2 protein-coding genes are annotated in these 22,143 nt (G+C 72.7%); both read left to right on the top strand.

The window, feature by feature from the left end; translation table 11 throughout:
• The first annotated feature begins 329 nt into the window (after positions 1 to 329).
• Positions 330 to 14,489, top strand: a complete 14,160-nt coding sequence (locus AAFN69_RS11385; protein ID WP_347728269.1) for an amino acid adenylation domain-containing protein — start codon at positions 330 to 332, stop codon at positions 14,487 to 14,489.
• Positions 14,486 to 21,682: an amino acid adenylation domain-containing protein gene (locus AAFN69_RS11380; RefSeq protein ID WP_347728268.1), complete on the top strand. Its 7,197-nt coding sequence runs from the start codon at positions 14,486 to 14,488 to the stop codon at positions 21,680 to 21,682. The genes AAFN69_RS11385 and AAFN69_RS11380 overlap by 4 nt, the downstream gene beginning before the upstream one ends.
• Positions 21,683 to 22,143 lie beyond the last annotated feature (461 nt).

The raw sequence follows: 22,143 nt of genomic DNA, 5'->3' as shown, positions 1-22,143 counted from the left end.
CCCTGAACGAGGAGAGGCCGCACCGCCGTGTTCCACACCCCTGAGGCCCCCGGTTCCGTCCCTCGCCCGCGAACCCCGGCGCTCCCCCTCCCCTGACCCCCGTACCCCGGCGGACTCCTGACCCGCCGGCGCGCGGACCGCGGTACTCACGGACACCGCGGTTCCGCCGGGTGCCGTCTCCCGACACCCCTCACCCGGGAGACGGCACCCCACCTCCCACCGGCCCACGGCTCCCGACGACGCGACCGTACCGCCGCTCCCACCGCCCAGCCGACCCACCGTTCCGTCGCGCCCGAACCCGTCGCGCCCGACCCCTGGAGCAAGATCCCATGACCGAGCGTGCTTCCCAGCGTCTTCCCCTCACCGGGGCCCAGACCGGCGTCTGGTACGGCCAGCGGCTCGACCCCGCCTCCCCGGTCTACAACGTCGGCCAGTACATCGAGATCGACGGCCCGCTGGACCCGGAGCTCCTGGGGCGGGCGGTGGAGCGGACCGTCGCCGAGACCGAGGCGCTCACCGCCCGGTTCACCGAGGACGCGAACGGCGAACCCCTCCAGATCACGGGCACGGGCACCCCGGGCGGCATCGCCGTCATCGACCACACCGCCGAAGCCGATCCGTGGGCCTCGGCCCTGGCGCACATGCACGCCGACATGAACCGGGCCGCCGACCCGGCGGCCGGGCCCCTCTTCCGCTTCGAGCTGCACCTCGTCGCCCCGGAGCGCACCCTCTGGTACCAGCGCGCCCACCACATCGCACTCGACGCCTACAGCTTCTCCCTCGTCTCCCGCCGCGCCGCCGAGATCTACACCGCCCTCGCCCTCGGCGACGAGCCCGCGCCCAGCCCCTTCGGATCGCTGGCCTCCGTCATCGCCGAGGAATCCGCCTACCGCGCGTCCGAGCGGTGCGCCGAGGACCGCGCCTACTGGCTGGACCGGCTCGCCGACCGGCCGGAGCCGGAACCGCTGAGCGGCGCCGCCTTCCCCGCCGCCGCGTCCTTCCTGCGCGACCGGGCCACACTCTCCCCCGAGACCACCACCGGCCTGCTCGCCATCGCCCGCGCCGCCCGCGCCAGTTGGGCCGATGTGGTGACCGCCGCCTTCGCCGCCTATCTCCACCGGTCCACCGGCAGCCGCGATGTCCTGCTGTCGCTGCCCGCGATGGCCCGCCTCGGCTCGGCCGCGCTGAAGGTTCCCGCGATGGTGGTCAACGTACTGCCGCTGCGGGTCGCGGTCGGACCCGACAGCTCCCTCGCCGATCTCGTCACCGAGGTCGCCGTACGGGTCCGCGAGCTCCGCCGCCACCAGCGCTACCGCGCCGAGGACATCCGCCGCGATCTCGGTCTGGTCGGCCGGGAGGCGGGGCTCCTCGGCCCCATGGTCAATGTCAAGGCGTTCGACAACTCCCTCGACTTCGCCGGAGCACCCGGTACCGTCCGCAATGTCGCCGCCGGACCGGTGGAGGATCTCACCCTCGGTCTCCACCACGACGCGGCGAGCGGCACCATCCGGTTCGAGTTCGACGGCAATCCGCAGGCGTACGACACGGAGACACTGGCCGCCCGCTGCGCCGAGTTCGCGCACTTCCTCACCCACGCGGCGGAGGCCGGACCACAGGCACCCGTCGGCCGGATCGAGCTGCTGCCCGCCGAGCTCCGCGACTCCGTGCTCCGGTCCGGGAACGCCACCGACCACGAGGTGACCGGCCGCAATGTGGTCGACGCCTTCGCCGCCCGGGCCTTCGCGCTCGGCGAGCTCCCGGCCGTCATCGCCGGGGACACCACTCTCTCGTACGCGGAACTCGACGCCCGCGCCAACCGGCTGGCCCGGCTGCTCGCCGACCGGGGTGTGGGCCCCGAGGGCATTGCCGGTCTCGCCCTGCCGCGCTCCGCCGATCTGCTCGTCGCGATGCTCGCCGTCCTCAAGGCGGGCGGTGCCTATCTGCCGCTCGATCTGGACTACCCGGCGGACCGGCTGGAGTTCATGGTCGAGGACGCCCGGCCGGTCTGCACCCTCACCTCCCTGGCCGCCGCCGCGACCGCGCCCGAGGTGCGCGGGGTGGAGACCATCGTCCTGGACGCGCCGGACACCCTCACCGCGCTGGCCGATCTTCCCCCCACAGCGCCGGCCGTCGTCATCGACGGCGCCAACCCCGCGTACGTCATCTACACCTCGGGCTCCACCGGCCGTCCCAAGGGGGTGGTGGTCCCGCATGCCGCGCTGGCCAACTTCCTCGACATGCAGGCCGCCGAGCTGGCCCTGAGCGCCGGTGACCGGCTGATCGCCGTCACCACGATCTCGTTCGACATCGCGGCCCTGGAGATCCACACCCCGCTGATCTGCGGTGCGACGGTGGTCCTCGCGGACCGTGACACGGTACGGGACCCGGCCGCGCTGGCGGCGCTGGTGGACACCCAGCGGCCCGCCGTCATGCAGGCCACCCCGTCGCTCTGGCATGCGCTGCTGGAGGACGGCCGCCCCCGCACCCTGGGCGGGGTACGGGTACTGGTCGGCGGCGAGGCGCTCCCCGCCGGCCTCGCCGAACGACTCGCCCGCACGGCCCGGTCGGTGACCAATGTGTACGGCCCGACCGAGGTCACCATCTGGGCCACCTCGATGACCCTGGACCCCGAGCACACCGGCACACCCGACATCGGCACCCCCTTCTGGAACACCCGGGCGTACATCCTCGACTCGGCACTCCGCCCCGCCCCCGCCGGCCGCCCCGGCGAGCTGTATCTCGCGGGCGCCCAGCTCGCCCGGGGCTATCTGGGCCGGTACGCGCTCACCTCGGAACGGTTCGTGGCCGATCCGTACGGGGAGCCCGGCACCCGGATGTACCGCACCGGCGACCTGGCGCGCCGCCGGGCCGACGGCCGGATCGACTTCCTCGGCCGCGCGGACGACCAGGTCAAGGTCCGCGGCTTCCGGATCGAACCGGGCGAGATCGAGAGCGCGCTGAGCGCCCATCCGGCCGTGGGCCGTGCGGTGGTGCTCGTACGCGAGGATCTGCCCGGGTCGCAGCAGCTGGTCGGCTATGTGGTGCCGCCGGCCGCACCGGACGCCCCCGCGCCGGACGCCGCCGTACTGCGCGCCGCCGTGGCCGAACGGCTGCCGGAGTACATGGTGCCGTCCGCCGTCGTCGTCCTGGACGCCTTCCCGCTCACCGCCAATGGCAAGATCAACCGCCGTGCGCTGCCCGCACCGGACCTCAGCGGTCTGACCACGGCCGGCGGCCGGGCCCCGCGCGGCGCCCGGGAGGAGATCCTCACCGGGATCTTCGCCGATGTGCTCGGTCTGCCGGGCGTCGGGCCGGAGGACGACTTCTTCTCGCTGGGCGGGCATTCGCTGCTCGCCGCCCGGGTGATCGCCCGGGTGCGCACCGCGCTGCGCACCGAGTGCACCATCCGCGATGTCTTCGAGGCCCGGACCGTGGCCGCGCTCGCCACCCGGATCGGGACCGGGGAGAACAGCGCCCCACCGGCCCGGCCGGTGCTGACCGCCGCCGGCGGGGACCGGCCGGAGCTGCTGCCGCTCTCCCACGCCCAGCAGCGGCTCTGGTTCCTGCACCAGCTGGAGGGGCCGAGCGCCACCTACAACATTCCCTTCGTGGCCCGGTTCTCCGGCGCGCTCGACACGGACGCGCTGGCCGCCGCGCTGGGCGATGTGGTCGCCCGGCACGAGACGCTGCGCACCGTCTTCACCGAGGTGGGCGGCGAGCCGTACCAGCGGGTGCTGGGCGCGGGCGCGGCGGCGGTACCGCTGCGAGTGCGGGAGACCCCGGCCTCCGAGTTCGACCGGGCCGCGGCGGAGGCGCTCGGCCATCTCTTCGACCTGTCGGCGGAGCCCCCGCTGCGGGTGACGGTGCTGCGGGACACGGTGACCGACGCGTACGCGCTGGTGGTGCTGGTGCATCACATCGCGAGCGACGAGTGGTCGATGGGGCCCTTCCTCGGCGGTCTGGAGCAGGCGTACACCGCCCGCCGCGCGGGCGAGGAGCCCGCGCTGGGCGACCTCCCGGTGCAGTACGCGGACTTCGCCGTCTGGCAGCGCGATCTGCTCGGCGATCCGCAGGACGGTGACTCCCTCGCGGCCCGCCAGGCGGACTTCTGGCGGACCGCGCTCGCCGGGCTGCCGGAGGAGCTGTCCCTGCCCACCGACCGGCCGCGCCCGGCGGTCGCGAGCAGCGCCGGCGGCATGGTCCACCGGGAGGTCCCGGCCGCATTGGCGGCCGGCATCCGGCGGCTGGCCCGGGAGAGCGGTGCCAGTGTCTTCATGGTGGTGCATGCCGCTGTCGCGGCCCTGCTGCACCGGCTCGGCGCGGGCGAGGACATCCCCCTCGGCAGCCCGGTGGCGGGCCGCGCGGACAGCGCGCTCGACGGGCTGGTCGGGTTCTTCGTCAATACGGTGGTGCTGCGGGCCGACCTCTCGGGCGACCCGAGCTTCACCGAGCTGCTGGAACGGGTCCGGGCCACGGACCTGGCGGCGCTGGACCACACGGATCTGCCGTTCGACGCCCTGGTGGAGGCGGTGAATCCGGAGCGCTCGCCGTCCCGGCACCCGCTCTTCCAGACCATGGTGTCGCACAGCACCGTGACCCAGGACATCCGTACGCTCTTCGGCCTGCCCGCCGAGATCGACCGGGTGGATCCGGGGGTCACCAAGTTCGACCTGGATGTCACCTTCTCGGACACCGTGCACAGCGACGATCTCGACCTTGAGGTGTTCTACGCGTCGGATCTCTTCGACCGGGTGTCGGTGGAGCGGTTCGCGGGCCGGCTGCTGCGGCTGCTGGAGCAGGCCGTGGCCGATCCGCAGCGTCCGGTCTCGGCGATCGAACTCCAGGACGCCGAAGAACGCGCCCAGCTCACCGCCTGGAATGACACCGACCGGCCGGTCCCGGCCGGAAACGTGATCGACATCCTCGCCCAGCAGATCACCGCCACCCCGGACGCCACGGCCGTGGTCGCCGGAGCCGACACGCTGACCTTCGCCGAACTCGACACACGCATCAACCGCCTCACCCGACTCCTCATCGACCGAGGCGTGGGCCCCGACAAGGTCGTCGCCCTCGCCATACCGAGGTCCGTCGATTCCATCGTCGCCACCCTGGCCGTGCTGAAGGCGGGCGGCGCCTACCTGCCTCTCGATCTGGACTATCCGGCCGAACGCCTCGAATACATGCTCCAGGACGCCCAGCCCATCTGCACCCTCACCACCGGCACCACACCCCCACTCCCCCACACCCATGTTCTGAATCTCGATGCCATCGCGCATGAGTTGGCGGGGCTGTCGGCGGAGCCGGTGGAGGGTGCTTCCCAGCCCGGTGACGCGGCGTATGTGATCTACACGTCCGGGTCGACGGGACGCCCGAAGGGTGTGGTGCTGCACCACGAAGGACTCACCAACCTCTACCGGGACCACGAGCGAGAGCTCTACCTTCCCGTCGCGGAACGCCTCGGCCGCCGGGTACGGGCCCTGCACACCGCCTCGTTCTCCTTCGACTCCTCCTGGGAACAGCTTCTCTGGCTCATCGCCGGACACGAACTCCACATCCTGGACGAATACGACCGCCGCGACGCCGAAGCCGTCGTGTCCTACGTCCGTGCACACCGGATCGACACCCTCGACGTCACCCCGTCGTATGGCCGCCAACTCCTCGACGCCGGACTGTTGACCGGCACCTGGAAGCCCCCGCTCCTCCTCCTCGGCGGCGAAGCCATACCCCCACAGCTCTGGGAAGAACTCCGCACCGTGACCGGTGTCGACGTCGTCAACTACTACGGGCCCACCGAATTCACCGTCGATGCTCTCACCGCACGCGTCACCGACTGCGACACGCCCGTCATCGGACACCCCCTCGACAACAGCCGCGCCCACATCCTCGACACCCGGCTCCGTCCCGTACCGCCCGGCGTCCCCGGTGAGCTCTACCTCTCCGGCACCCAGAACGCCCGCGGCTACCTCGGCCGACACGCCCTCACCGCCGAGCGGTTCGTGGCCGACCCCTACGGACCCCCCGGCACCCGCATGTACCGCACCGGCGACCTCGCCCGCCGACGCACCGACGGACCCATCGAATACCTCGGCCGCACCGACGACCAGATCAAAATCCGCGGCTTCCGCATCGAACTCGGCGAAATCGAAACCGCCCTCACCAGCCACGAAGGCGTCACCGCCGCAGCCGTCATCGTCCGCGACAACCAACTCCACGCCTACACCACCGGCACCGCCAACCCCACCCACCTCCGCACCACCCTCACCACCGAACTCCCCGACTACATGATCCCCACCACGATCATGAACCTCGACACCCTCCCCACCAACATCAACGGCAAACTCGACCGCACCCAACTCCCCACCCCCCGGACCACCGCGAGCGAGACCGCCCGCGAGCCCCGGGGCGAGGGCGAGTTCCTGCTGGCGCGAGTCTTCGCCGAGGTGCTCGGCCTGGATTCGGTGAGCGCCGATGACGACTTCTTCCGGCTCGGCGGGCACTCGCTGCTCGCCACCCGGGTGGTCGCGCGGGTCCGCGCGGCGGGTGGCGCGTGTTCGGTCCGGGATGTGTTCGAGGCGCGTACGGTCGCGGCACTCGCCGCCCGCCTCGCCGAACGCACCGCCGCCGACCGCCCCGCGCTCACCGCCACCCCCCACCGGCCCGAACACCTCCCCCTCTCCCACGCCCAGCGCCGGCTCTGGTTCCTGGATCAGCTGGACGGAGCGAGCAGTACTTACAATGTGCCGTTCGCGGTACGGCTCCGGGGCACACTGGACGTCCCCGCCCTCCGGGCCGCGCTGCACGATGTCGTCACCCGCCACGAGACCCTGCGCACCCTCTTCGCCGAACAGAACGGCGAACCCCACCAGCGCATACTCGACCCCGCCGACATCCAGGTGCCGTTCACCGTGGCCGAAGCGCCGGCGGACACGATCACCGAGCGGGTCGCCGCAGCGGCGGATGACGTCTTCGATCTGGCGGTGAATCTCCCCCTGCGGGTCACCCTCCTCAAGACCGCCGAGGACGACCACACCCTCGTCCTCCTCCTCCACCACATCGCCACCGACGAATGGTCCACCGGACCACTCCTCACCGACCTCGACCACGCCTACCGAGCCCGCACAGCCGGCAACACCCCCACCTACACCGACCTCCCCGTCCAGTACACCGACTTCGCCCTCTGGCAGCACCAACTCCTCGGCAACCCCCACGACAGCGACTCCCTCGCCACCCGCCAGGCCAACCACTGGCGCACCACCCTCACCAACCTCCCCGAAGAACTCACCCTCCCCACCGACCGACCCCGCCCCGCCACCCCCAGCCACAACGGCGACACAGTGGAAGTGGCGCTGCCCTCCGAGGTGGTTCCGCTCCTGGACCAGTTGGTGCGGGAGAGTGGCGCGACCATGTTCATGGTGGTGCACGCGGCCGTCGCGGCCCTGCTCCACCGGCTCGGCGCCGGCGAGGACATCCCCCTCGGCAGCCCCGTCTCCGGACGGGGCGATGAAGCGCTCGACGGGCTGGTCGGGTTCTTCGTCAATACGGTGGTGCTGCGGGCCGATCTCTCGGGCGACCCGAGCTTCACCGAGCTGCTGGAACGGGTCCGGGCCACGGACCTGGCGGCGCTGGACCACACGGATCTGCCGTTCGACGCCCTGGTGGAGGCGGTGAATCCGGAGCGCTCGCCGTCCCGGCACCCGCTCTTCCAGACCATGGTGGCGTACGAGGGCGGCGGGCCGGATCTCTCATCGCTGCTCGGCACCTCGGCCGAAGAACTGCCGATCCTCGCCGGTGCGGCCAAGTTCGATCTGGACATCCTCTTCCGGCGCACCCACACCACCGGGATGACCTGCGGTGTCCGGTATGCCACCGATCTCTTCGACCGGGTGTCGGTGGAGCGGTTCGCGGGCCGGCTGCTGCGGCTGCTGGAGCAGGCCGTGGCCGATCCGCAGCGTCCAGTCTCGGCGATCGAACTCCAGGACGCCGAAGAACGCGCCCAGCTCACCGCCTGGAATGACACCGACCGGCCGGTCCCGGCCGGAAACGTGATCGACATCCTCGCTCAGCAGATCACCGCCACCCCGGACGCCACGGCCGTGGTCGCCGGAGCCGACACGCTGACCTTCGCCGAACTCGACACACGCATCAACCGCCTCACCCGACTCCTCATCGACCGAGGCGTGGGCCCCGACAAGGTCGTCGCCCTCGCCATCCCCCGATCCATCGACGCGGTGATCGCCACCCTGGCCGTGCTGAAGGCGGGCGGCGCCTACCTGCCTCTCGATCTGGACTATCCGGCCGAACGCCTCGAATACATGCTCCAGGACGCCCAGCCCATCTGCACCCTCACCACCGGCACCACACCCCCACTCCCCCACACCCATGTCATCGTCCTGGACCAGGAGGAGGGCCTGGCGGAAACCTCCGCCGAACCGCTCTCCCTCCCGGGTATCCGGCCGGGTGATGCGGCGTATGTGATCTACACATCCGGGTCGACGGGCCGCCCGAAGGGTGTGGTGCTGCACCACGAAGGACTCAGCAACCTCTACCGGGACCACGAGCGAGAGCTCTACCTCCCCGTCGCGGAACGCCTCGGCCGCCGGGTCCGCGCCCTGCACACCGCCTCGTTCTCCTTCGACTCCTCCTGGGAACAGCTTCTCTGGCTCATCGCCGGACACGAACTCCACATCCTGGACGAATACGACCGCCGCGACGCCGAAGCCGTCGTGTCCTATGTCCGTGCACACCGGATCGACACCCTCGACGTCACCCCGTCGTACGGCCGCCAACTCCTCGACGCCGGACTGTTGACCGGCACCTGGAAGCCCCCGCTCCTCCTCCTCGGCGGCGAAGCCATACCCCCGCAATTGTGGGAAGAACTCCGCACCGTGACCGGTGTCGACGTCGTCAACTACTACGGGCCCACCGAATTCACCGTCGACGCTCTCACCGCACGCGTCACCGACTGCGACACGCCCGTCATCGGACACCCCCTCGACAACAGCCGCGCCCACATCCTCGACACCCGGCTCCGTCCCGTACCGCCCGGCGTCCCCGGCGAGCTCTACCTCTCCGGCACCCAGAACGCCCGCGGCTACCTCGGCCGACACGCCCTCACCGCCGAACGGTTCATCGCCGACCCCTACGGACCCCCCGGCACCCGCATGTACCGCACCGGCGACCTCGCCCGCCGACGCACCGACGGACCCATCGAATACCTCGGCCGCACCGACGACCAGATCAAAATCCGCGGCTTCCGCGTCGAACTCGGCGAAATCGAAACCGCCCTCACCACACAACCCGGAGTCACCGCGGCAGCCGTCATCGTCCGCGACAACCAACTCCACGCCTACACCACCGGCACCGCCAACCCCACCCACCTCCGCACCACCCTCACCACCGAACTCCCCGACTACATGATCCCCACCACGATCATGAACCTCGACACCCTCCCCACCAACATCAACGGCAAACTCGACCGCACCCAACTCCCCACCCCGCGAAACGAGGGGGCGGAATCGGCCCGAGGCCCGCGTGACGCCCGTGAGGAGATCATCGCCGGAGTCTTCGCCGAGACCCTTGGGCTCTCCTCGGCCGGTGTGGACGACGACTTCTTCCGGCTCGGCGGCCACTCACTGCTCGCCACCCGCGCGGTGAGCCGGATCCGTACCGCGCTGAAGGTCGAGTGCGGGGTCCGGGATGTGTTCGAGGCGCGTACGGTCGCGGCACTCGCCGCCCGCCTCGCCGAACGCACCGCCGCCGACCGCCCCGCCCTCACCGCCACCCCCCACCGGCCCGAACACCTCCCCCTCTCCCACGCCCAGCGCCGGCTCTGGCTGATCGACAGCGTGCGGGGGCCGGGGTCGACCTACAACGTGCCGCTGGCGATCCGCCTCCGGGGCACGCTCGACATCGCCGCCCTCCGGGCCGCGCTGCACGATGTCGTCACCCGCCACGAGACCCTGCGCACCCTCTTCGCCGAGCACGACGGCGAACCCCACCAGCGCATACTCGACCCCGCCGGCATCCAGGTGCCCTTCCTGGTACGGGAGACAACGGCAGACCGGGTGACGGCGGAGGCCATCGCGGCCAGTGACCGGGTCTTCGATCTGGCGGTGGATCTCCCCCTGCGGGTCACCCTCCTCAAGACCGCCGAGGACGACCACACCCTCGTCCTCCTCCTCCACCACATCGCCACCGACGAATGGTCCACCGGACCGCTGTTGGCCGACCTCGACCACGCCTACCGAGCCCGATCGGCCGGCAACACCCCCGCCTACACCGACCTCCCCGTCCAGTACACCGACTTCGCCCTCTGGCAGCACCAACTCCTCGGCAACCCCCACGACAGCGAATCCCTCGCCACCCGCCAGGCCAACCACTGGCGCACCACCCTCACCAACCTCCCCGAAGAACTCACCCTCCCCACCGACCGACCCCGCCCCGCCACCCCCAGCCACAACGGCGATGTGGTCACCTTCGAGGTATCCGACGCCACGGCCGAACGGCTGGGCCGGATCGCCCGGGAGAGCGGCGCGACCATGTTCATGGTGGTGCACGCGGCCGTCGCGGCCCTGCTCCACCGGCTCGGCGCCGGCGAGGACATCCCCCTCGGCAGCCCCGTCTCCGGACGGGAGGACGAGGCGCTCAACGACCTGGTCGGCTTCTTCCTGAACACCCTGGTGATACGGGCCGATCTCTCCGGCGACCCGGGCTTCACCGAGCTGGTGGGCCGGGTGCGGGATGCCTCGCTCACCGCCTTCTCCCACGCTGATCTGCCCCTGGAGCAGGTCGTGGAGGCGGTCGGCCCGGCCCGGTCCCCGTCGCGGAACCCGCTCTTCCAGACGATGGTGACGTACTACGCCACGGACGGCGGGGTACGGGAGCTGTTCGGCCTGGCCGCCGAGGAGGTGCCGGTCGAGATCGGGGGCGCCAAGGTCGACCTTGAGGTGGCCTTCGCCGCCGCCGAGCGCGGCGGCCGGATCTCCGGTGGTGTCCGGTACGCCACCGATCTCTTCGACCGGGTCACCGCCGAGGAGCTCACCGCCCGGCTGCTGCGGCTGCTCGACGCGGTGGCCGCCGACCCCGGGGCACCCGTCTCGGCCATCGAGGTCATGTCGGCCGCAGAGCGCGAACTGGTGCTGACCGGCTGGAACGACACCGGCCACGAGGCCGGCGGAGCCCGGACGCTCGCCGATCTGGTCGCCGCAGGAGCGGGTGAGCCCTCGGCGGACGCCCTGGTCAGCGATGGACGGGCGCTCTCCCGGGGTGAGTTCGACGCACGGGTCAACCGGCTCGCGCGGCTGCTGACCGGGCGCGGGGTCGGACCCGAGTCGATCGTGGCGGTGGCGCTGCCCCGCTCCTTCGACCTGCTGGTGGCCATTCACGCGGTGGTCCGGGCGGGCGGCGCCTATCTGCCGCTCGATCTGTCGCTGCCGGCCGACCGGCTGGCGTACATGACCGCGACGGCGAACCCCGTCTGTGTGCTCACCGACCGGGCGTCGCTGGACGCCCTGCCGCCCGCGACGGCCGCCGGGGCGGTGGTGCTCGACGACCCGGCGACCCGTACCGCGCTCGAAGCGCTCTCCGCCGCCGGGATCACCGACGCGGACCGGACGGCGCCGCTGCTCCCCCGCCACCCGGCGTATGTCATCTTCACCTCCGGCTCCACCGGCCGTCCCAAGGGGGTGCTGGTCGAGCATGCCGCCATCGTCAACCGGCTCCAGTGGATGCAGGGGGCGTACGGACTGACCGGCGCCGACCGGGTGCTGCACAAGACGCCGACCGGGTTCGACGTCTCCGTCTGGGAGCTGTTCTGGCCGCTCGCGCAGGGCGCGCCGCTGGTGATCGCGCGGCCCGACGGGCACAAGGAGCCGGAGTATCTGGCCGCGCTCATCCGCGAACAGCACATCAGCGTGCTGCACTTCGTGCCCTCCATGCTCCAGGCGTTCCTGGGCGAGGTGGAGCTCGCCTCCTGCCCCGGGCTGCGGCTGGTGGTGTGCAGCGGGGAGGCGCTGCCCGGGGAGCTGGTGGAGCGGTTCCACGCCTCCGCGCTCCCGGGTGCCCCGCCGGCGCTGGAGAATCTGTACGGGCCGACGGAGGCGGCGGTCGATGTGACCGCGGTCTCCTGCCCGCCCGGCCGGGCCGGGTCGGCGTCCATCGGCTCCCCCGTCTGGAACACCCGGGTGTATGTCCTGGACCGGGCGCTGCGGCCGGTGCCGGCCGGGGTGCCCGGGGAGCTGTATCTCGCCGGGGTCCAGCTCGCCCGGGGGTATGTGACCCAGCAGGGGCTGACCGCCGAGCGGTTCGTGGCCGACCCCTACGGCGGGCCGGGCGCGCGGATGTACCGGACCGGGGATGTGGCGCGATGGAGGACGGACGGCCGGCTGGATTATCTGGGCCGGGCCGACGACCAGGTGAAGCTGCGCGGCTTCCGGATCGAACTCGGCGAGATCGAGGCGGTGCTGGCCGCCGCGCCGGGGATCGAGCGGGCCGTGGTCGTCGTGCGCGAGGACGTGCCGGGGGTCCGGCGGCTGGTCGGGTACGCGGTCCCGGCGGCCGGGAGCGGTGTGGACCGGGACGCGCTGCGGCGGCTGGCGGCGGAGCAACTGCCGGAGTACATGGTTCCGTCGGTGATCCTGGAGCTGGATCGCGTACCGCTGTCGCCCAACGGCAAGCTGGACCGGCGCGCGCTGCCCGCGCCCGCCGGGGTCGTGGCCCCCGGTGAGCCGGCCGCGGTGCCGGCCGCGCCGCCGGCCGGGGAGAGCCCGGTCGGGACGCTGACCCGGCTGATGGGCGAGGTGCTCGGCCGTCCGTCCGTGGGCGCCGACGACAACTTCTTCGAGCTGGGCGGCGACAGCATCGTCTCCATCCGGCTGGTGAGTCTGGCCCGCAAGGCCGGGCTGACCGTCACGGCCCGGCAGATCTTCCAGCAGCCGACCCCGGCCGGGCTGGCCGAGGTCGCCAGGAGTGTGCGGCCGGACGGGGCGGCGGCGCGCCCGGCCGACGACGGGGTGGGGCCGCTGGCGCTGCCGCCGATCGCCCGGTGGCTGGCCGGGCGGGGCGGACCCTTCCGGCGGTTCAGCCAGGCCAGGCTGGTGCGGCTGCCCGCCGGGGTGCGGGAGGCCGAGCTGGCCGGCGCGCTCCAGGCGGTGCTCGACCGGCACGACGGGCTGCGGCAGCGGCTCACCGTGCACGCCCCGGGGGTGTGGACCGCCGAGGTCCGGCCGCGCGGCGCGGTCCGGGCGGCGGAGATTCTCACCACCGTCGAGGCCGCCGAGGGCGGGGAGACCGCGCTGCGGGAGCTGATCGCGGCGGAGTCGGACCGGGCCACCGGGCTGCTCGACCCGGTCGCCGGGCGGACCGTGCGGGCGGTGCGTTTCGACTCCGGGCCGGGCCGTCCGGGCAGGCTGCTGCTGGTCGCCCACCATCTGGTGGTCGACGAGGTGTCCTGGCAGATTCTGCTGCCGGATCTGCGGGCCGCCTGGGAGGCGCTGGCCGCCGGCCGCGCCCCGGAGCTCGACCCGGTCGCGACCTCGCTGCGCGCCTGGACCGGACATCTGCTGGCGGAGGCGCACTCCGAGCGGCGGGTGGCCGAGCTGGGCCGCTGGCGGGCGGCGGAGGCGGGTACCGGGAGCGGTGCGCTCGGCGCCCGCGCCCTCGATCCGGCGCGCGACACCGTGGCGACGGCGCGCGAGCTGACCGTACGCCTGTCCGCCGGCCGGACCGCGCCGCTGCTGGACTCCGTGCCCGCGGCCTTCCACGGCACGGTCAACGACACACTGCTGACCGCGCTGGCGCTGGCGATCGGCGCGCACACCGGTGACAGCGCGCCGGTGGTGGAGCTGGAGGGGCACGGCCGGGAGCAGGAGTTGCTGCCGGGTGCCGATCTGACCCGTACCGTCGGCTGGCTGACCAGCCTCTATCCGCTGCGGCTGGACACCGGCGGCTGCGATCCGGCGGCCGTGCTCACGGGCCGTGAGGATGCCGCAGGTGCGCTGAAGGCCGTGAAGGAGCTGGTGCGCGCGGTCCCGGACGGCGGGATCGGGGCGGGGCTGCTGCGGTACGCCAACGCCGGCACGGCCCGGCTCTTCGACGCCGCCGCGCGTCCGGAGATCCTCTGGAACTACCTCGGCCGCAACACCGCGGCGGCGGACGGGGCCGACTGGGGTCCGGCGGCCGAGGCGGACGCGCTGGAGGTGCGTCCGGACCCGGCGACCCCGCTCTCGCATCCGCTGGAGATCACGGCGGAGATCGAGAACGGACCGGACGGGCCCCGGCTCGTGGCCGGATTCATCTGGGCGGGCGAAGTCCTGTCCCGGGAGACGGTCGGCGCCATCGCCGACGGCTGGCGGACCGCCCTGGACGCCCTGGCGTCGTGGGCGGACGGCGGCACCACCACCGGGGGCCACACGCCCTCGGACCTCGACCTGGTCGACCTCGATCAGGACCAGATCAGCATGCTCGAATCAATGTGGAGGGATCAGCAGTGACGCAGGCTCGAATCGAGGACATGCTTCCGCTGTCACCACTCCAGCAGGGCATGCTGTTCCACTCGGTCTACGACCAGGCCGGGCCCGCCGGTGATGTGTACACGGTGCAGGTGTCGGTGGCGCTCTCCGGGCCGGTCGACGCGGAGCGTCTGGACCGGGCGGCGGCGGCGCTGCTGCGCCGGCATGCCAATCTGCGGGCCGGGTTCTGGCACGAGGGGGTGCCGCAGCCGGTGCAGTTCGTCCCGTCCGAGGTGAAGATCTCGGTGGGACGGCAGGAGCTGGCGGTACCGGCCGGGGAGGCCGCCGAGGCGCTGCGCCGGGTGGAGCGGGAGGAGCTGGGGCGGCGGTTCGAGCTGCACCGGCCGCCGCTGCTGCGGCTGCTGCTGGTGCGGCTGGGCGAGGAGGACCACCGGCTGGTGGTGACGGTGCACCACATCCTGGTGGACGGCTGGTCGATGCCGCTGCTGGTGGGGGATCTGCTGGCGCTGTACGGAAGCGACGGGGACGCCTCCGGGCTGCCGCCGGTCCGCCCGTACCGGGAGTATCTGAAGTGGCTGAAGCAGCAGGACGGGCCGGCGGCCGAGGCGGCCTGGCGCGAGGCGCTGGCCGGGGTGGAGGGGGCGTCGCTGGTCGCGCCGGCGGACCCCTCCCGTACCCCGGTGCGGCCGGGGCTGCTCGGTGTGGAGCTGTCGGCGGAGGCCACCGGCCGGCTCACCGCGACCGCGCGGCGGCTGGGCACCACTCCTTCCACGCTGATCCAGTGCGCGTGGGGGCTGGTGCTCGGCGGGCTGACCGGCAGCGATGATGTGATCTTCGGGCTGACGGTGTCGGGGCGGCCGGAGGAGATACCGGGCGTCGAGTCGATGGTGGGGCTCTTCATCACCACGGTGCCGGTCCGGGTCACGGTCCGGCCGGGCGAGAGCGTGGCGGAGCTGGTGCGCCGGTTCCGTGACGAGCAGAACGGACTGCTGGCCCACCACCATCTGGGGCTGCGGCTGATCCAGCGGCAGGCCGGCGGCGGGGAGCTCTTCGACTCGCTGGTGGTGATCGAGAACTATCCGGTGGACCCGGACGCGCGGCCGGTGCTGCCGGGCGGGCTGCGGGTGACGGAGGTGGAGGCGCGGGACGCCACCCACTACCCGCTCACCCTGGCGGTGTCGCTGGACGAGCGGGCCCATCTTCAGCTGGAGTACCGGCCGGATCTCTTCGACGACCGGCGGGCCGGGCTGATCGCGGACCGGCTGGCGGGGGTGCTCGACCAGATCGCGTCGGCCCCGGAGCGGGCGGTGGGCGCGCTGGAGCTGGTGACACCGGCCGAGCGGGCCCGGCTGCTGGCGGGCGGGCGCGGTACGGAGCGGGCGGTGCCGGCGGGCACGGTCGCGGACCGGTTCGCCGAGGCCGCTGTGCGGGAGCCGGCCGCGACCGCCGTGGTCTGCGGGGAGAACGCACTCTCCTTCGCCGAGGTGGCGGAGCGGGTGTCCCGGCTGGCGGCGCTGCTGGCGGCGCGCGGGGTGGGTCCGGAGTCGGTGGTGGCGCTGGCGGTGCCGCGTTCGGCCGACGCGGTGGTGGCGATTCTCGCCGTGCTGCGGGCGGGCGGCGCGTATCTGCCGCTCGATCTGGACCATCCGGCGGACCGGCTCGGCTGGATGATCGAGGACGCGGCGCCGGCCTGTGTGCTGACGACCTCGGCGGCGCTGCCGCTGCTGCCCGGTGACGGCGGTCCCGAGCGGATCGTGCTGGACAGCGCGTGGACGGCGGAGCGGCTGGCCGGCTACGACGGCGGGTTCGCCGCGCCGCCGGTGGATCCGGAGCATCCCGCGTATGTCATCTACACCTCGGGGTCGACGGGCCGTCCGAAGGGTGTGGTGCTGACCCACGGCGGGCTGTCGAGCCTGTACGCCAACCACATCGGCGAGGTCTTCGGGCCGGTGCTGGCCGCGACCGGCGGGCGCCGGCTGCGGGCGCTGCACACCGCGTCGTTCAGCTTCGACACCTCGTGGGAGCAGCTGTTCTGGCTGGTCGCCGGCCATGAGCTGCATGTGCTGGACGAGGTGGGCCGCCGGGACGCCGAGTTCGTCGTCGGCTATGTGCGCGAGCGGTCGGTCGACGCGATGGACGTCACTCCGACGTATGCGCAGCAGCTGGTGGAGTGGGGGCTGCTGGCGGCGGACGCGCACCGGCCGGCGCTGCTGCTGCTCGGCGGCGAGGCGGTGCCGGAGTCGCTCTGGTCCGAGGTGCGGGCCGCGAGCGGGGTGATGTCGGTGAATCTGTACGGGCCGACCGAGTACACGGTGGACGCGCTCGCCGCCGATCTGGCGGACAGCGCGACCCCGGTGGTGGGCCGTCCGATCGGGAACACCGCCGCGTATGTGCTGGACTCGGCGCTGCGCCCGGTCCCGGCCGGAACGACGGGTGAGCTGTATCTGTCCGGGCGCGGCAACGCCCGCGGTTATCTGGGGCGTTACGGGCTGACGGCGGAGCGGTTCGTGGCCGATCCGTACGGCCGGCCGGGGTCGCGGATGTACCGCACGGGGGATCTGGTGCGGCTGCGGGCCGATGGTGAGCTGGAGTATCTGGGTCGCGCCGACGACCAGGTGAAGATCCGGGGTTTCCGGATCGAGCTGGGTGAGATCGAGTCCGCGCTGTCGGCGGTGGCCGGGGTCGCGACGGCCGCCGTGGTGGTCCGGGAGGACACTCCGGGGGTGCGGCGGCTGGTCGCCTATGTGACGGGCGGCCCGGATGCCCCGGACGCCGCCGGGGTACGGGCGGAGCTCGCCGTCACGCTCCCGGAGTACATGGTCCCGGCGGCGGCGGTGGTCCTGGACGTGCTGCCGCTCAATGTGAACGGCAAGCTGGACCGGTCCGCGCTCCCGGTGCCGTCGCTGGGCGGCGGGGAGGCGTCCCGGGCCCCGGCGAACGCCCTGGAGGCGGCGGTGTGCGCGGTCTTCGCGGAGGTGCTGGGGCTGGAGTCGGCCGGGGTCGACGACGACTTCTTCGCGTTCGGCGGTGACAGCATCGTCTCCATCCAGCTCGTCACCCGGGCCCGGAGGGAGAAGCTGGTTCTCACCCCGCGCGATGTGTTCGAGCTGCGCACCCCGGCGAAGCTGGCGGTCCGCGCGGCCGAGGCGGCCGGCCGTGCCCCGGAGGGGGAGCCGGCCCGGGTCACGGGACCGCTGGTGGTCCTGGACGAGGGCGGACGGGCGCTGGTGGAGCGGGTCTTCCCGGACGCGGCGGAGGTGCTGCCGCTCTCGCCGCTCCAGGAGGGTCTGTACTTCCACGCGGTCTACGACGACCGCGCGCTCGATGTCTATCTGATGCAGAATTTCGTGGAGCTGCTGCATGCGGTCGATCCGGTGGCTCTGCGGTCCGCGTTCGGCGCACTGCTGGAGCGCCACCCCAATCTGCGTTCCGGTTTCTGGCACGACGGTCTCGACGGGCCGGTGCAGGTGGTGCCCGGCAGCTGGGAGCTCCCGTGGCGGGAGCTGGATCTCACGGGTCTGGACCGGGCGGCGCAGGACGCGGCGCTCCAGGAGTTCTCGCTGGCCGACGCGGAGACCCGGTTCGATCTCGCGGCGCCGCCGCTGATCCGGGTGACGCTGGTCAAGTTCGCCGCCGAGCGGTGGATGCTGGCGGTGACGCAGCATCACATCCTCACCGACGGCTGGTCGGAGTCGCTCTTCTTCGAGGAGCTGTTCCAGTTGTACGGGCGGGGCGGCGAGGTCGACGGCATGCCGCCGGTGACCCCGTACCGGGAGTATCTGCGCTGGCTGGCCGGTACGGACACGGAGGGCGCGGCGGCGGCCTGGCGGGATCATCTGTCGGGTCTGGACCAGGCGACCCTGGTGGCGCCGGCCGATCCGAACCGCCGTCCGGTGACGGCGGAGGTGGTGGAGATCGTGCTGGACGAGGCGGTCAGCGACCGGCTGCGGACCTTCGCCCGGGGCTGTGGTGTCACCCTCAACACGGTCTTCTCCGCCGCGTGGTCGCTGGCGCTGTCGGGGATGACCGGGCGGGACGACGTGGTGTTCGGGGCGACCGTCTCGGGGCGGCCCGCCGAGATCCCCGGGGTCGATCAGATGATCGGCATGTTCATGAACACACTGCCGTTCCGGGTGACGGTGCGGCCGGGCGAGCCGCTGCGCGAGCTGCTGGTGCGGGTGCAGCGCGAGCACGCGGCGCTGCTGCCGCACCACTGTGTGGGCCTCGGCCGGGTGCAGCAGCTGAGCGGGATCGGCCAGCTCTTCGACACGCTCTATGTCTTCCGGAACACCCCGCTGGACGACGCGGCGCGGGAGGAGGCGGTGGAGCGGCATCAGATCGGCTGGACGCACAGTGTGGACGGCACGCACTATCCGCTCACCCTCGCGATCAGTCCGGAGCGGGCGCTGGAGCTGAGTCTGGCGTACCGTCCCGATCTCTTCGACCGGGAGAGCGCCGAGGCGCTCGCCGGGAGGCTGCGGCTGCTGGTCGAGCAGTTGGCGGAGAGCGGATCGGTCCCGGTGGGGCGGCTGCGGACACAGACCGGCGGGGAGCGGGAGCGGCTGCTCGCCCTCGGTGACGACATGGGCCACGAGGTCCCGGACACCACGGTGGTGGAGCTGTTCGGGGCGCAGGCGCTGCGCACCCCGGAGGCGACGGCGCTCGTCTTCGACGGGGAGCGGCTGAGCTATGCGGAGCTGGACGAGCGGGCCAACCGGCTGGCGCGGGCGCTGATCGCCCGGGGCGCGGGCCCGGAGCGGGTGATCGCGCTGGGGCTGCCGCGTTCGGCGGAGTTCGTGGTGGCGCTCTTCGCGGTGCTGAAGACCGGGGCGGCCTATCTGCCGCTGGATCTGGACCATCCGGTGGACCGGCTGGCGATGATGACGGGGGACGCGGCGCCGCTGGCGCTGCTCACCTCCGCCGGGGTCGCGGACCGGGTGCCGGACGGGGTGGAGCGGCTGGTGCTGGACGCGCCGGAGACGGTCGCCGAGCTGGCGGGTCTGCCGGGCGGTCCGGTGGCCTGCGCGGAGCTGTCGGCGCCGCGGGACGGCCGCCACCCGGCGTATCTGATCTACACCTCGGGTTCGACCGGCCGCCCGAAGGGGGTGGTGGTGCCGTACTCGGGTCTGACGAACATGCTGCTCAACCACCGGGAGCGGATCTTCGCGCCGGCGGTGGAGCTGGCCGGCGGCCGGCGGCTGCGGGTCGCGCACACCGTGTCGTTCGCCTTCGACATGTCGTGGGAGGAGTTCTTCTGGCTGGTCGACGGGCATGAGGTGCATGTCATCGGCGAGGAGCTGCGGCTGGACCCGGCGGCGCTGACGGAGCATTACGACCGGGTCGGCATCGATGTGATCAATGTGACGCCGTCGTACGGGCAGCAGCTCGTGGACGCCGGGCTGCTCGACGCGGACCGGCACCGGCCGGTGCTGGTGCTGCTGGGCGGCGAGGCGGTGCCGGATTCGCTCTGGTCGCTGCTGCGGGCGGCCGAGGGCACCATGGCGTACAACCTGTACGGGCCGACCGAGTACACCATCAACGCCCTGGGCGCGGATGTGGCGGCGAGCCCCGGTTCGTGCGTCGGGCGGCCGATCTTCAACACCCGGGCGTATGTCCTGGACAGCGCGGTGCGACCGGTTCCGGCCGGGGTGCCGGGTGAGCTCTATCTGGCGGGCGCGGGGCTGGCGCGCGGCTACTCGGGCCGGCCGGGGCCGACGGCGGGGAGCTTTGTCGCCGATCCGTTCGGCGCCCCGGGGACGCTGATGTACCGCACGGGTGATCTGGTGCGGTGGCGGGCGGACGGCGGGATCGACTATCTGGGCCGCACCGACCACCAGGTGAAGATCCGGGGGTTCCGGATCGAGCTCGGGGAGATCGAGGCGGCGGTGTCGTCGGTTCCCGGGATCGCGGCGGCGGCCGTGGTCGTCCACACGAGCCCCGCCGGGGTGAAGCGGCTGGTGGCCCATACGGTGCCGGCGGCCTCGGGCGACCGGGTGGACCCGGTGCGGCTGCGGGCGCTGCTGTCGGCGGCGCTGCCCGAGTACATGGTGCCGTCGGCCTTCATGGAGCTCGCGGCGCTGCCGCTGACGGTGAACGGCAAGGTGGACCGGTCCGCCCTGCCCGCCCCGGACTTCGGCGACGCGGGCGGCGGCCGGGCGCCCGCCAACGCCCGCGAGGAGCTGCTCTGCGCGCTCTTCGCCGATGTGCTGGGCCTGGAGCGGGTCGGGGTCGAGGACAACTTCTTCGAGCTGGGCGGGCATTCGCTGCTGGCGATGCGGCTGGTCGGCCGGATCCGTGCCGAGCTGGGCATCCCGGTCCAGGTCGGTACGGTGATGGCGGCGCCGACGGTCGCCGATGTGGCGGCCCGGATCGGCACCGACGCCCGCCGGGACGCGCTGCGGGTGCTGATGCCGCTGCGCGAGCGCGGCACGCTGGCGCCGCTGTTCTGCTTCCATCCGGCATCCGGTTTCAGCTGGCAGTACGCGGGTCTGCTGCCGTATCTGGACCCGGAGCGGCCGGTGTACGGGCTCCAGTCGCCGGGCCTGGCGGGTGAGCTGCCCGAGGTCGCGGATGTGGCGGGTCTGGCCGAGCTGTATCTGGCGGAGATCCGGGCGGTGCAGCCCTCGGGGCCGTACCACTTCCTGGGGTACTCCTTCGGCGGCACGGTGGCCCAGACGCTGGCGGCGCTGCTGCGGGAGCGGGGCGAGGAGGTCGCCTTCCTGGGGCTGCTGGACGCGTATCCGCCGGAGCTGGACGACTGGTCGTACATCGACGCGCCGGACTGGCGGGAGCGGCTGGAGCGCGAGGAGAGCGGGTTCCTGCTCTCGGTCGCGGGGCTGGGCGCGGATGCCGGTGCCGGGGTGGCGGGCGAGGTGAGCCGCGCGGAGGCGATGGCGGCGATCCGGGACAGTCAGGGCCTGCTGGCGGGCTTCGACGACACCCTGCTCGCCGGAATCGTGGACACCAATGTGCACTGTGTCCGGCTGCTGTCGCGCAGTACCACCCCGCGCTACCGGGGCGATGTGCTGTTCTTCACGGCGGCCGGGAGCACCGAACCGGACGACGAGCCGGGGAAGGTGTGGCCGGCCTTCATCGAGGGGCGGCTGACCGAGCATGTCCTGGAGTGCACCCATGACGAGCTGATGGACACCGAGAGGCTCGCGGAGATCGGCCCCGTCCTGGACAAGGCCCTCTCCGCCACGCGCGCGACCTAGGGTCTTTCGTCCGGATCTTGCTGGGGTTCGCGTGCCCTGGTGCCGCGCCTCGCCGCGTTGTCGTCAATCACCAATGCTCCGCAGTGGCTCAATCCTCCGCCTTGCGATCCACGGCACCAGACCCCGCTCACTCACCCAGCCTGATCCGGACGAAAGACCCTCCCCACCGGGTCGCGCACAAGAGGGTGCGCGCCGGGCGTTGGGGGCCCCGCGCGCACCCGGAAGGGGCCGGCGGGGCGGGGATGTGCGCCCCGTCCCGCCGGAACCCGGTGAGTCCCCCGGGCCCGTTCGCCGGGCCCGGGGTCCTCGCATGTCCGAACCGGTCCGCCTCGTAACGGATTTGGCCCGTTTCGGGCGGTGCGGGCACCACCGGCCCCCCGCAACGTGGCGCACGCCACGCCAAGTGCCCCGCACACGCGGGCAGGGTGGGCCGACAGATCAAGTTAGGTTAGGCTCACCTA

It is taken from the genome of Streptomyces sp. CAU 1734 (assembly GCF_039888735.1).
In the GTDB taxonomy this organism is placed as follows: domain Bacteria; phylum Actinomycetota; class Actinomycetes; order Streptomycetales; family Streptomycetaceae; genus Streptomyces.
The sequence above is the reverse complement of the archived record's forward strand: the minus strand, read 5'-3'. Positions and strand labels throughout refer to the sequence as shown.